The organism is Lipingzhangella halophila, from assembly GCF_014203805.1.
Classification (GTDB): domain Bacteria; phylum Actinomycetota; class Actinomycetes; order Streptosporangiales; family Streptosporangiaceae; genus Lipingzhangella; species Lipingzhangella halophila.
Genome location: NZ_JACHJT010000001.1, coordinates 760,964 through 774,145, shown reverse-complemented (window position 1 = coordinate 774,145; position 13,182 = coordinate 760,964). Strand labels below are relative to the sequence as shown.

9 protein-coding genes are annotated in these 13,182 nt (G+C 72.2%); 2 read left to right on the top strand and 7 right to left on the bottom strand.

The genetic code is table 11. The annotated features are described in order from the left end of the window. Nucleotides 1-48 precede the first annotated feature (48 nt). From F4561_RS03590 to F4561_RS03575, 4 genes are all read right to left on the bottom strand, one after another. Nucleotides 49-327, bottom strand: a complete 279-nt coding sequence (locus tag F4561_RS03590) for a WhiB family transcriptional regulator (protein ID WP_184574754.1) — start codon at nt 325-327, stop codon at nt 49-51. 202 nt (nt 328-529) lie between these two features. Then, the gene (locus tag F4561_RS03585) at nt 530-802 is read right to left on the bottom strand and encodes a hypothetical protein (protein WP_184574752.1); all 273 of its coding nucleotides are present in this window, start codon (nt 800-802) and stop codon (nt 530-532) included. A gap of 186 nt (nt 803-988) precedes the next feature. Continuing rightward, complete coding sequence (tesB, locus tag F4561_RS03580; RefSeq protein ID WP_184574750.1) at nt 989-1,903, bottom strand: acyl-CoA thioesterase II; 915 nt, start codon at nt 1,901-1,903, stop codon at nt 989-991. After that, on the bottom strand, nt 1,896-3,980 hold the full coding sequence (locus tag F4561_RS03575) for an ATP-dependent DNA helicase UvrD2 (RefSeq protein ID WP_184574748.1): 2,085 nt from the start codon (nt 3,978-3,980) through the stop codon (nt 1,896-1,898). Before F4561_RS03575 ends, tesB begins: the two co-directional genes overlap by 8 nt. A gap of 302 nt (nt 3,981-4,282) precedes the next feature. On the opposite strand from F4561_RS03575, the gene F4561_RS03570 reads away from it, so the two are divergent. Both F4561_RS03570 and F4561_RS03565 read left to right on the top strand, forming a co-directional pair. Further along, on the top strand, nt 4,283-4,549 hold the full coding sequence (locus F4561_RS03570) for a mycoredoxin (RefSeq protein WP_184574746.1): 267 nt from the start codon (nt 4,283-4,285) through the stop codon (nt 4,547-4,549). Nucleotides 4,550-4,600: 51 nt separating this feature from the next. Further along, nucleotides 4,601-5,083: an ANTAR domain-containing response regulator gene (locus F4561_RS03565; RefSeq protein WP_184574744.1), complete on the top strand. Its 483-nt coding sequence runs from the start codon at nt 4,601-4,603 to the stop codon at nt 5,081-5,083. Between the two features lie 80 nt (nt 5,084-5,163). On the opposite strand, the gene nudC is transcribed toward F4561_RS03565, so the two are convergent. The 3 genes from nudC to F4561_RS03550 form a co-directional block, all read right to left on the bottom strand. After that, nucleotides 5,164-6,132 (bottom strand): NAD(+) diphosphatase, encoded by a 969-nt coding sequence (gene nudC / locus F4561_RS03560; protein WP_184574742.1) that lies wholly within the window; start codon nt 6,130-6,132, stop codon nt 5,164-5,166. Nucleotides 6,133-6,472: 340 nt separating this feature from the next. After that, the gene (locus F4561_RS03555) at nt 6,473-9,823 is read right to left on the bottom strand and encodes an ATP-dependent helicase (RefSeq protein WP_184574740.1); all 3,351 of its coding nucleotides are present in this window, start codon (nt 9,821-9,823) and stop codon (nt 6,473-6,475) included. After that, nucleotides 9,820-12,960, bottom strand: a complete 3,141-nt coding sequence (locus tag F4561_RS03550; RefSeq protein WP_312885125.1) for an ATP-dependent helicase — start codon at nt 12,958-12,960, stop codon at nt 9,820-9,822. Before F4561_RS03550 ends, F4561_RS03555 begins: the two co-directional genes overlap by 4 nt. Between the last annotated feature and the right edge of the window lie 222 nt (nt 12,961-13,182).

Genomic DNA, 13,182 nt, shown 5'->3' with positions numbered 1-13,182 from the left:
GTGTCTCGGAGTCAGCGGCTCGCCCGGCCGGCGAGGGCGCAAGTTGGCTCAGGCCGCGGCGACCTCGGGGTTCTTGCGGGGCCGGCCACGCGGCCGCTTGCGCGGCACGATCTTGCCGGAGACCAGCAGCTCGCCACCCCACACACCCCAGGGCTCGCGCCGCTCCAGCGCGTCCGCCAGGCACTGCTCCCGGACGGGGCAGGTCTGGCAGACGGCCTTGGCGGCCTCGACGTCGGCCGGGGCCTCAGCGAAGAAGAGGTCCGGGTCCCAACGACAAGGGACCTCCACTTCCCCGAGCCACGGAGCTTCCAGGACCGACGCAAGCATCGGTGTCCTCCCTGATCATTCGTCTTCATCGTGGTTGGCGGCTACGACGGCCGGAGTGCCTTCCGGCTTCGGGGCTATGACCTGCCACGTGTCCGCGCACGGCGGTCCCGTTTGGTTGGGAGCACCATCGGCGACGAACGAAGAAGGCCGCGGCCCCGATGTGGGGTCCGCGGCCACGGGAGAGACACCCGGCCTTAGCTGGCTAGGTGAATACGCTCCGTGGACACCACCCCACGACGCCCTTGAGGCGCGGGGTTCCTTCGGCGGGCTTAAGCTCGGTCACGCTGTGTTGCCAGACCCGCGCCATCATTCCGGCGAGATCGGCTCGCATCCTGCTGACCGCACGCTCCTCGGCCCGCTCCACACGCATGGCGCCATAGGCCACGCGCGGCTGAGCGGGCTTGCTGCCACCGCACAGGGCGCCCGTGAAACGAACGGCCGGGATCGAGCCGGAATGGCGGATCTGTGCGCTCATCAGACGGGACACCTCCTTCACGGGTCCACCGGGCGGGTTCCCCCGCCGGTGCGCGCTGGCGACAACAGGAACAACCTTAGAGGGGCCGGATTGCACCGGCAACCCATTTTTTACCTGCGAATTTGACCGGGTCCGGCCGAAACTGCTCCGGAGGTCGCGGCATCAAAGGGGCCGGCTCTACCGGCCCTACTCCGCCTCGCCGTCCATCACCCGGATGAGCCCTTCCTGGACAACGGAGCACGCGAGCTCGCCACTGCGCGTGTACACCAGGCCGCGGGCCAGCCCGCGCGCGCCGGACGCGCTCGGGGTCTCCTGGGCGTAGAGCAGCCACTCGTCGGCACGGAAGGGGCGGTGGAACCACATGGCGTGGTCAAGACTGGCCAGCGAGATCCCGGCCAGGGTGCGCCCGTGCCCCAGCAGGACGGTGTCGAGCAGCGTCAGGTCCGAGGCGTAGGTCATCAGGCAGACGTGCAGCATCGGGTCGTCGGGAAGCGTGCCGTCGACCTTGAGCCACACGAGGTTCCGTGTGGTGCGCAGGCTGGGGTCGCGTTCGACCTCGAAGGACAGCGGACCCACGGGCCGCAGCTCGATCGGGTGCCAGCGGGCGAACCGCGGCACCTTGCCGAAGGCCTGGAAGAGCCGCTCGCGGTTGGTGGGCAGCTCCTCGGGCGCGGGAACATCGGGCATGTCGACCTGGTGTTCCAACCCCGACTCGGCCTTGTGGAACGACGCCGAGAGGGTGAAGATCGCCTTGCCGTGCTGGATCGCTGAGACGCGGCGGGTGGTGAACGAGCGGCCGTCGCGCACCCGGTCGACGTCATAGACGATCGGGACGGACGGGTCGCCCGGATGGATGAAGTAGGCGTGCAGTGAGTGGACGTGGCGGTCGGTGGGCACCGTGCGCCCCGCGGCGACCAGCGCCTGCCCGGCCACCTGGCCGCCGAAGACCCGCTGCGGACCGCCGTCGGGACTGCGGCCGCGGAAGATGTTCACCTCGATCTGTTCGAGGTCGAGGATCTTCAACAGGCCATCGATGGTCTGCGCCGACTCCGCGGTCCCGGCCGCGCCGCCCTCCCCGCGTCCGCCGCCCGCCTCACTCATCGTGTTCCTCTCCCGTACCGGCTCCGGAGATGTTCTCCGCGCACAACGCAAGTACCGCCTCACCGTAGCGTTCGAGTTTCACCGCCCCGACACCGGATATCCGCGAGAGCTGCCCGATGCTGGTGGGGACGTGTTCGGCGACCGCACGCAGGGTCGCGTCGGTGAAGATGACGAACGCCGGCACGTTCTGCTCCCGCGCGGTCTCCGACCGCCACGCCTTAAGGCGCTCCAGCAGCTCCTCATCGTAGTCGGCGGGACAGTCGAGGCACCGGGTGAGCTTGCGTTCGGCGGCCTCGGTAAGGGAGTTCCCGCAGATACGGCAGCGCACCACCTTTCCCTGGCGGCGGCGTTCGGAACGGTCGCTCGCCAGCGCGGGCGAGGCCGGACGCAGGCCGTCGAGAAACCGCGACGGCTTGCGGCTCTTGCGTCCACCGGGCGAACGCGCCAGCGCCCAGGACAGCGCCAGGTACTCGCGGGCCCGGGTGACGCCGACGTAGAACAGCCGCCGTTCCTCCTCGACCTGTTCGTCGGACTCGGCGTAGATGATCGGCAGCATGCCCTCGGTGAGGCCGACGAGGAAGACGGCGTCCCATTCGAGTCCCTTGGCCGCGTGCAGCGAGGCCAGGGTGACCCCCTCGAACTCGGGGGCGTGCTCGGTGGCGACCCGGGCGTCGAGCTCGGCGGCGAAGTCCCCCATGGTGGCGCCGGGGCGTTCGGCCGCCACGTCCTCGGCGAGCTGCGCCAGCGCGGCCAGAGACTCCCACCGCTCCCGGGCCTCTCGGCCTTCGGGCGCGGCCTCGGTGAGCCCCAACGGGGTGAGGATGTGCCGCACCAGGGTGGCCAACGGCTCATTCTCGTTCCCGTGCCGCGCGCCGCGCAGGGTGTGCACGGCCTGCTTGATCTCGGGACGCTCGAAGAACCGGGTGGCGCCGCGGACTGTGAAGGGGACGCCGTTGTCCGCGAGCGCCTGCTCGTAGGCCGCCGACTGCGAGTTGGTGCGGAACAGCACCGCGATCTCGCGGGCCGAGGTGCCGGAGTCGATCAGCGCGGCGATCTTGCGCGCGACCGAGGTGGCCTCGGCGGGCTCGTCCTCGTACTCCGAGAAGCTGGGATCGGGTCCGTCGGGACGCTGGGCCGTCAGCTCGATCCGGTGCTCCGCCGCCGGGCCGCGGGCGTGCCGCAGCGCACCGTTGGCCACCCGGACCACCTGCGGCGTGGACCGGTAGTCGCGCACCAGCCGCACCACGGTGGCGTGCGGATACCCGGCGGAGAACCGGGTGAGGAAGCTCGGGGTGGCGCCGGCGAACGAGTAGATGGTCTGGCTGGGATCGCCGACCACGCACACGTCGTCGCGGTCGCCGAGCCAGGCGTCGAGCAGCAGCTTCTGCAGTGGGTTGACGTCCTGGAACTCGTCGACAACGAAGTAGCGGTACTGGTCGCGGACGCGCTGCGCGACCGCCGGGTGCTCGGTGATCATCGCGGCGGTCAGCTCCAGGAGCGACTCGAAGTCGAGCAGGTTGCGGTCGCGCCGCATCTCCTCGTAGGCCTCGTAGACGCGGGCGACTTCGTGCGCGGCCATGGGGGCGGTCCGGCCGGCCTTGACCACCGCCTTCTCGTAGTCGGAGGGCCGGACCTGGGTGACCTTGGCCCACTCGATCTCGCTCGCGAGGTCGCGCAGCCCGGTGCGGTCGAGCTGGATAGCGCACGAGTGCGCCGCTCGGCCAACCACCTGGAGCTTGCTGTCGATCAGCGTGGGCTCGGGACCACCCACCACCTGCGGCCAGAAGTAGCTGAGCTGGCGGAGCGCCGCCGCGTGGAAGGTGCGCGCCTGCACCCGGGGAGCCCCGAGGTCACGCAGCCGACCACGCATCTCCCCCGCGGCCCGGGTGGTGAACGTCACCGCCAGCACCTGGTGCTCGGTGACCACCCCGCTGGCGACCGCGTAGGCGATGCGGTGCGTGATCGCCCGGGTTTTCCCGGTTCCCGCGCCAGCGAGGATGCACACCGGACCGCGCACGGAGCGCGCGGCATCGCGCTGTTCGGGGTCGAGCCCTTCCAGCACGCGGTCAGGATCCATCCGGCCTCTCCAATCCGCCTGTGTCGCAGGTGTCACATAGGCTCACCGCACTCGCGTCGGCCGTTTCGCGCCACTGGGAGCCCGGCCGCCCGAGCCAGTCTCTCAAGTTTCAGCGCGGGCGCGGGGAGACCGGCACTCGGACGCACCGAATGTGGACGGGAAACGTAACGGAACCGGTACCGGACGGGGCGCGTCCGAACCGCTGACAGCGGCAGGCCAGGGAAGCTACGGACCGCCCCGGACGTTGCAAGTAGCCAGTGTCCGGCGCCCCGACCGGACGGTTCTCGTTAGGAGATGGCCAGATGACCACCCCTACCTCCTCGACCACCGAGCAGGTCACGATGTACTCCACCCCTTGGTGCGGGTTCTGCAAGCGGCTCAAGAGCCAGCTCGCGCGGGATGGCATCGCGATCCAGGAGGTCGACATCGAACGCGACCCCTCTGCTGCTGAGTACGTGATGGGGGTCAACGGTGGCAACCAGACGGTTCCGACCCTGGTGTTCGCCGATGGCACGGCCATGACGAACCCGTCACTGGCCCAGGTCAAGGAGAAGCTCACGGAGCAGTAGGAGCGCGGCCGCCACCGCGCGCCGGGCGGCGGCCGCGGCAAGGCAGCCGATATGGGGGATGATGTGACGCCGTACAGCACAGCGCAGGAGGACGCCGGGCGAAACGCCGACTTAGGCGTTATCCGGCGCACGCCGGACGGATGGCGCGTGCACAACGGGCAGGAGCTGCCCGACCTGTTGAGCGCCATGGTGCTGGCCGACCTGCTCGCCACGGAGGAGCGCCGGGTGGACACCCCGTCCACCAGTCCGCCGAAGGCGCCCGACGATGCCACGGAGATCGAACAGCTCCGGGTGACCGTCAGCCAACTGGAGCACGCGCTGCACACCCGGGTGGTTGTCGAGCAGGCCATCGGAGTGCTGTCCGAGCGGCACGCCCTGAAGCCTCGCGAGGCGTTCCAGCGGCTTCGCTCCGCCGCCCGATCGCGCGGCCGAAAGGTCGCCGACCTGGCACGGGAGGTCATCACGAGCTCCACTGCCCCTTCGACCCCGCTTCCCGGCGATCTCGCGGCCGAAAGCTCGACGTCGCCGTCCTAGTGCCCGCTGCCGCGCACGATGCGGCAACGGACGCGTGCGCTGCCGGGCAGGGTGCGCTGCCGCGGCATCGGCATCGCTGGCTACCATTCGCCGGGTAGCTCGCCGCCGTACCAGTGCTCGATCAGCTTGCGGGCGATCGAGACCGATCCGGGCAGCAGCACCTCGCCGGCATGCGCCGCCTCGTACAGCTGCGGGCGGCTGAACCAGCGCACGTCGGCGATCTCCTCGGCGTCGGTGCGCTCGGTCTCGCCGACCGCCCGCGCCAGGTAGCCCAGCATCAGGCTGCGCGGGAACGGCCACGGCTGCGATGCCAGGTACCGCGGCTCGGCCACGAGCACGCCGACCTCTTCGGCGACCTCGCGCACCACGGCCTGCTCCAGTGACTCCCCGGGCTCCACGAACCCGGCGAGCACCGAGTACCGGTTGCTCGGCCAGCGGGGGTTGTTGCCGAGTAGGCACTGCTCGACCCCGTCGGCTTCGCGGTGGACCAGCATGATCACAGCCGGGTCCATCCGTGGGAAGTGCTCGGTGCCCTCCTGCTCGCAGACGCGCACGTGCCCGGCCGCGGTCATGCTCAGCGGGGCGCCGCACATCGGGCAGAAGCGGTGTGTGGCGTTCCAGTTGGCGACCGCGACGGCGTGGGTGAGCAGCCCGGAGTCGCGGTCGTCGAGCAGCGCGCCCACCTCGCGCAGCGACGCGGACTCGGTGCCCTCGCGCTCGGGCAGGTCACGGTCCGCGGCGGCGCGAACGGCGAAGATGGCCCGTCCCTCGCTGTCGGCCCCGAGCAGGTAGCGCTCCCCCTCGGGAGCCTCGGCCGGCGAGTGGAAAACCAACCGCGGCCGCCCCGGTCCGGTGGTGACCAGGGCGCGCGACTGGCGCGCCAGCAGCGCCCGCCAGCCGTAGGTGCTGGGGTCGCCGCTCTGCAGGACCAGCACCCGGGTGTTGGGGTCGGCCCAGGCCTTCTCCAGCCACCCGTCGTCGCGTCGCCGGTGCCCGACAGTGTCGATGTCACCGCGGGAGAGTGCCGGTGTCAGGTCATGGTTCGTCATGAGTGGTGATGCTGCCTTCGCGCGGTTCGGGTGCGGGGAGCCGGTGCAGGGCCCTGGTCAGGGACGCGCCGCCAGTCCTTCCCACAGGTACGCGGCGCTCTCGGCGCCCTTTCAACAACAGCGGTACCTCCACACTTTCATGGAGCATCCTCCCAACGGTGCGAGCACGGAGCATCTCCCCGGGGTTGCGGCAATGGGGCACCTCCGAGCGCAGCGAGGAGATGCCAGCTTGCCGCCGAGCACACGGTGCACCTTCGCTCGGCGGCAAGCTGGCTCGCTCGCAGGACTCGCTCCGCCCCAATGCCGCAACCCGTCCCACGCAACCTAGCGTGCCCTGGCCTCAGCCGGGTTCGGGGAGGTCGCGGATGAGGGCGGCGAGCCCTTCGGCGTCGAGGAGGTCGGCGGGGCGGACCGTCCGGTCGGCGCGGACGTAGTGGAACGCCGCGCTGACCTCCTCCAGCGGCACCCCGACCAGCTCCGCCCAGGCGAGGCGGTACGCGGCGAGCTGGACGGCGATGGCTGCACGCTCGCGCTCGTCCTCGGGTGGGCGGCCGGTCTTCCAGTCGACGACGTCGTAGCGCCCGGTGGCGCTGTCGTGGAACACGGCGTCCATCCGCCCGCGGACCAGGCGGTCGCCGATGGTGGTCTCGAACGGCACCTCCACGTCCAGCGGGATCCGCTCGCCCCATTCCGAGGCCTCGAACCGGCGCTGCAGCTCCTCAAGGTCCTCGTCGCCGCCGGCGGTGTCGTCGGCGGCGCCCGGGAGCTCGCCGGGCACCAGGAGTGTCTGCTGGCCGAAGCGCTGCTCCAGCCACGCGTGGAAGGCGGTGCCGCGCCGGGTGTGCGGTGCGGGCGGGCGCGGCAGCGGGCGGCGGATCCACCGGGCGAGACCTTCGGGGTCCCGTGCCAGCGCGACCAGCGACGACACGGACAGGTGGCCGGGCAGCTCCACCGGGATGGTGCCGTCGGCGGTGTCCGGCGTGTCCCGGTGGGCGAGTAGCAGGTCGGTGTCGCGGCTCCAGCCGTCGAGACGGCGCCGCATGTGCGCGGGCATCTCGGCGCGCTCCAGCAGATCCAGCCACCGGTGCCCCTCTCCGTCGCGGGCCTGCCGCACCAGGTCGGCGCCGTCGGCGATCTCGCGGAACCGCTCGCCGGCGGCGCCGTCGTCGGACTCGGGCGCCCGCGGCCACTCGACCGGCTCGATCTCGCTGGTCTGGGGATTGCGCTCGCCCTCCTCGGGGGGCGGAGCCCAGCGCGCGACCCGTCCGGCGCCGCTCTCGCAGGCGTCCCTGATCTCTTCCAGGAACGGCGACGGGCCGCGTTTGCTCGCGTTGGCGTGCCCCCACCAGTGGCCGGTGCACAGCAGCGCGAACGAGGCGCGGGTCACGGCGACGTAGGCGAGCCGCCGTTCCTCCAGGCGGTGCCGGGCCTTGTCGGCGTCCTTGAAGCTCGCCAGGCTGTCCTTGTCGACGTCGTCGAGCTTCGGCAGTCCCGCCGCGTCGCCGCGCAGGGGGAACGGGATCTGGTGCTCCTGGCGGACCCAGCCCCCGGTATCGCGCGGGTTGGTGGGGAACACCGGGTACCGGCCGCCCGAGAGCCCGGGAACCACCACCAGTGGCCACTGCAGCCCCTTGGCGCCGTGCACGGTCATGAGCTTCACGGTGTCGCTGCCGCTGACACGCTCGCCGGGTTCCAGGCCCTTCTCGGCGTCCTCGGCCGAGCGCAGGTAGTTCAGGAAGGCGCCGAGCGTGGGGTCGTCGCTGTTGCCAGTGAAGCGCACCGCTGCGTCGACGAAGGCGTCGAGGTCGGCGCGCGCGGCCACCGGGTCGCGGCCGGTGCGCGCCCCGACCTCGATGTCCAGGCCGAGGACGCGTTCGATCTCGGTGATGAGCTCGGGCAGCGGCTGGCCGGTGAGCTTGCGCAGCCCGCGCAGCTCGTCGGCGAGGGCGTTCAGCCGCTCGTAGCCGGTCTCGGAGTAGTGCTCCGCGGGGCCGAGGTCGTCAAGAGCGTCAGCGAGGCTGCCGGACTCGGCGGTCAGGTCCAGGACGGTGCGGCGCAGCAGGTCGTCGCCGTCCGGCTGGTCGCCGTCAGCCGGCTCCGGGCCGCGCAGGTCGCGCCGGGTCTCCTTGGCCAGCTCGGAGGCACGCGAGCCGAGCGCCACCAGGTCTCTCGGCCCCATACGCCACCGGGGGCCGGTGAGCAGCCGGGCGAGCTCGTTGCCGGCCGAGGCGTCCTGGATGACGCGCAATGTGGCCACGATGTCGCGGACCTCGGGCACGGTCAGCAACCCGCCGAGCCCCACGACCTCCACGGGGATCCCCTGGCCCTCCAGGGCTTCGCGCAGCACCGGGAACTGGGACCGCTTGCGGCACAGGATCGCCACGTCGCCCGGGGAGATGGGCGCGCCGCCCTCGCCAGCGGGCCATTCGAGACTGTCGGGCGCGAGGTGGCCGGGCTGGGACATGACGGTGTTGACCGTCTCGGCGATCCACGCCGCCTCCTCGGTCTCGGTGTGGAAGAGGCCGCACGCCACGGTGCCGCGGCCGCGCCGCGCCGGCCCCGGGTACAGCACGGGCACGTGGCCGGCCTCCTCGCGCAGCGGCTCGGACAACCGCCGGGCGGCGCTCAGCACGCGCTCACCGTTGCGGAAGCTCGTGGCGAGGCGGCGCACCGGGGCGGGCTGGCCGGGCTTCTCGGGGAAGTCCGTGGGAAAGCCGGTGAGGTTGCCGGCGCTCGCGCCGCGCCAGCCGTAGATGGACTGGCACGGGTCACCGACGGCGGTGACCGGGTGCCCGCCGCCGAAGAGCGCTCGCAGCAGCAGGAGCTGGGCATGGCTGGTGTCCTGGTACTCGTCGAGCAGGACCACGCGGTAGCGGCTGCGCTCGATCATCCCGACATCGGCATGGCGCGTCGCGATCCGCGCGGCCAGCGCCACCTGGTCGCTGTAGTCCATGACCTCGCGCGCCGCCTTGGCACGGGCGTAGCGCTCGACGAGCGGCAGCAACTGCTCCCGCTTGCGCTGGGTGGACACCAGCTCCTTCGTGTCCTTGGTGACCTTGCCGGTCGCCGACACCGCGGCGACGCGCTCGTCGATCCAGTGGCCGATGTCGCGCACATCGTCGGGGGTGCGCAGGTGGTCGGCGAGCTCACCGGCGAGGTCGAGCATCCGCCGGACGACGGTGGCCGGCTTGACCGTGATCTCGTCCATGGGGCCGTCGTAGCTGCCCACGATGCGCGCCGCGAGCTGCCAGGACTGCCCTTGGCTGATGAGCCGGGTGGCGGGCTCGATGGCCTCGCGCAGCGCGTGGTCGGCGACCAGCCGCGCGGCGTAGGAGTTGTAGGTGGACACCACCGGGTCGCCGTCGAGGATCTCCGCGGGCACCTGCTCGGTGCCGCGCAACTGGTCGAGCCTCCTGCGTACACGCTCGGCCAGCTCCGCGGCGGCCTTCCGGGTGAAGGTGAGTCCCAGGACGTGCTCCGGCCGCACGTATCCGTTGGCCACCAGCCACACGACCCGGCCGGCCATGGTCTCGCTCTTGCCGGATCCCGCTCCGGCGATGACCACGCCCGGACCGAGCGGTGCCGAGACAACGTCGGCCTGCTCGGCGGTGGGTTCCGGCTGCCCCAACAGCCGGGCCAGCTCAGCGGGGGTGATGGCCCGCGCCTCATGCTCGTGCGCCACCTCGGTCACACCCGTTTTCCTTCGTCGTGGGCGGGGCAGCTCGACCGTACCGCGCAGGAGTCGCAGAACGTGTTGCGCGTGGCCGCGAAGCTCGCCCCGGCCATGCCGTCCGCGACGCCCCGCACCAGCCTCTGCGGCCACGCGGGATCGGAGTCGTCGGACAGCGCTGGCTGCGGCTGCTCCTTCGGGTTGACGCGGGTCCCGCCGACCTGCACGAGCGAGGCCCCGCCCGGCCCGGCCAGCCCGAACCGCGCGAAGGCGTCCTTGAGCACCGCCAACTGGTACACGCCGAGCTGCGGGTGGCGCCCGATCTCCTCGTCCTTGGGAACCGAGCTGCCGGTCTTGATGTCCACGACGAAGGCGCGCCCCGCGGCGTCGCGCTCCAGCCGGTCGACCCGCCCGATGATCTCGATGCCCCCGATGTCGACCTGGAAGCCTTCCTCGGTCACCACGAGTTCCCGCTCGTTGCCCTCGTGCCAGGAGATGAGCTTGCGCACCATTTCGTCGGCACGTTCACGCTCCTTTATCGCGAACCAGGGGCCGCCGAAGTCCAGCTCGGACCAGATACCGTCCATCCGCCGCTGGATCTCGGCCATGCTCTCGCCTTCGGCGACGAGAACGGCGATCGCGTGCACGATGCTGCCGAGCGCCGATGTCATGTCGGCTCCCGTCGCGCCGGCGGCGTTCTCCAAGAGCCAGCGGAGCCGACACGTGGTGAAGCTCTCCACCTGCGAGGGCGAAACCCGGATGGTCTCGTCCTCGTCCGCGAGCGGCCGGTCGTCGGAGAGCGGGGTGAGCGCGTACCACTCGGCGGGGTCCGCGCCCCGCACCCCCTCGTCGGCGAGGCGGGCCAGGTGGGCCGCGGCCGCCCGGCGCAGGGGATCAGGACGGCTGGAGTCGGTGACGACGGAACGCAGGTCGGCCACGAGCGCGGGAAGCGAGAGCCAGCGGCGGCCGGTGCTGACGCGCTCCGGCTCCCCCACGCCGAGCTCGGCGAGGAACCGCGACGGCCGTTCCTCGGTGTCGTCCCCGCCCACAGCGGTGACGAGCAGCGTGTGCCGGGCGCGGGTGGTCGCGACGTAGAACAGCCGGCGCTCCTCGTCGAGCAGCTTGGACGCCACCGCGGCGCCCGAGTTGTCCGAGATGCCCGCGACAGTGTCGACGAGCTGCTCCACCCCCAGCAGTGAGCCACGCAGCCGCAGGTCGGGCCAGTCGCCCTCCTGTACCCCGGCGACCACTGTGAGATCCCATTCGAGCCCTTTGGACCGGTGGGCGGTGAGGATGCGTACGGCATCACCCTCGGGCGCCCGCTCCGCGAGCGAGTCGCCCGGGATCTCCTGGGCCTCCAAGTCGTCCAGGAACCCTTCGGGCAGGCCGGGCGGGAGGCGGTCGCAGTAGCGCGCGGCGCTCTCGAACAACGCGACAACGGCGTCAAGGTCGCGGTCTGCCGCCGCACCCCGGCGGCCCCCGGCCTGTGCGGCGTTGGCCAGCTTCTCCGACAGGCCACTGGCGCGCCACAGCTCCCACAGCACCTCTTCGGCCGACCCGCCCGCGTCGGCGCGTTTCCGGACCAGGCGCAGCAGGTCGGCCACGCGCTGGGCCGGCGCGGCGACCGCGGGTTCGACCATGGTCAGCCCGCGCGGGTCGCGCAGCGTGTCGGTGAGCAGCACCGCTGCCGTGCGGTGGCCCCCGGTCTCCAGCTCCAGGCTGCGCAGCGCCCGGCCGAGGCGGCGCAGCCCAATGGTGTCCGCGCCCCCGAAAGGGCTCGTCAGCAGCGTGTGCGCTGCGTCGTCGTCCAGCGTCTCGGGCCGCAGCGCGCACCGGACCAACAACAGCATCGAACGGAGCAGCGGCTCGGAGGCCAGCGGTAGTTCGTCGCCCCCTACAACAACCGGGACGCCCGCCGCTGCCAGTGCCCGGCGCAGCACCGGGAGCTGCTGGGTAGCGGAGCGGACCAGCACCGCCATGCGCGACCACGGAACGCCGTCGATGAGATGCGCCCGGCGCAGCGTGTCGGCGATGACCGCGGCCTCCTGCGTGGCGCTCTCGGCCAGCAGCACGCGGACCTCCCCTTCGGGGGATCCGGGGGCCGGCTCCAGCGCGCGGTGCGCGTTGGCCGGGCCGTGCCCGGCGGCCGGCGCGGCGGGCAGCCTCTGGGCGGCCCCGCGGGACGCGGCGAGCAGCGCGCGGCCGCTGCGGCGGCAGGTGCGCAACGCCACGACCGGCGCCTCGCTGCGGTCGACCGCGCGGAAGCGCTGCGGGAACTCCAGGATCCCGCGGACGTCCGCGCCGCGGAAACCGTAGATCGACTGGTCGGGGTCGCCCACGGCGACCAGGTCCCGCCCGTCTCCGGCCAGCGCGCGCAGCAGCTCCTCCTGGGCGGGATCGGTGTCCTGGTACTCGTCGACGAACACCACCTCGTGGGCCGCTCGCTCGCGGGCCTGGATCCCGGGGTCGGACAGCAGGTTCGCCGCTACCCGCACCAGTTCTGCGTAGTTGCAGGTGGGAACCGGGGCTATGTCGAACCGGCCGGTGTAGCGGTCAAGGAAGTCGCCCGCGGCCACCCAGTCGTCGCGGCCGTGCTCGCGCCCGAGACGGTCCAGGTCGGGAGAGTCGAGCCCTCTTTCCTGGGCCCGCATGAGGAAGTCGCGCAGCTCCTCGGCGAAGCCGCGGGCGCGCAGTGCCGGACGCAGCCGCTCGGGCCACATCTCGGCGCCGTCGGCGATCTCGCCGGAAAGGATCTCGCGCATCTCCATGAGCTGTTCGGGCCCCGACAGCAGCCGCGGCGGGTGGTCGCCGGCGCGCCGGAACTCGCGGTGGATCAGCGCGTAGGCGTAACTGTGGAAGGTGAGTGCCAGCGGTTCGCGCGTGGTGCGCCGCAGCCGTGCCGTGATCCGCTCACGTAGCTCCTGAGCGGCCTTGCGGCTGAACGTGAGCACCAGCACCCGCGAGGGGTCGACGCCGCGGTTCTCTATCCGGTCGACAACCGCCTCGACGATGGTCGTGGTCTTGCCGGTGCCGGGCCCGGCCAGCACCAGCAGCGGCCCGCCCTTGTGGTCGACCACACGCCGCTGGTTGTCGTCCAGCCTCGGGGCGTCCGGGGGCGGGTGCGGGCTGCGCACCAGGCGGTACGGGTTGGCGGTCACAGTGCCCTCCGCGAGACGCGATGGCGGTGGCAGTGGCGCTGCCAGCCCGGGGTGCGGCGGGTTCCGCGCGACCAGACGACGCGCGCGGGGGCCTGCGCGGCTCGTGGCCATCCAGCCCTCGGCCGGCTCGACAGCCTTGGCGAGCCCCGCGTGACGGAGGCGCGAGGCGGCATGGGACCAGTCCTTGGTTACGGGGGTGGGGGTACCGCGGAGCCCGCAGGG

What these genes read in the sequence shown, in the direction of transcription:
- F4561_RS03575 (WP_184574748.1), bottom strand. Translation starts at nt 3,980, where the DNA reads ATGGATCCTGACCGCGTGCTGGAAGGGCTCGACCCCGAACAGCGCGAT.
- F4561_RS03585 (WP_184574752.1), bottom strand. Translation starts at nt 802, where the DNA reads ATGAGCGCACAGATCCGCCATTCCGGCTCGATCCCGGCCGTTCGTTTC.
- F4561_RS03590 (WP_184574754.1), bottom strand. Translation starts at nt 327, where the DNA reads ATGCTTGCGTCGGTCCTGGAAGCTCCGTGGCTCGGGGAAGTGGAGGTC.
- F4561_RS03565 (WP_184574744.1), top strand. Translation starts at nt 4,601, where the DNA reads ATGGGGGATGATGTGACGCCGTACAGCACAGCGCAGGAGGACGCCGGG.
- tesB (WP_184574750.1), bottom strand. Translation starts at nt 1,903, where the DNA reads ATGAGTGAGGCGGGCGGCGGACGCGGGGAGGGCGGCGCGGCCGGGACC.
- nudC (WP_184574742.1), bottom strand. Translation starts at nt 6,132, where the DNA reads ATGACGAACCATGACCTGACACCGGCACTCTCCCGCGGTGACATCGAC.
- F4561_RS03570 (WP_184574746.1), top strand. Translation starts at nt 4,283, where the DNA reads ATGACCACCCCTACCTCCTCGACCACCGAGCAGGTCACGATGTACTCC.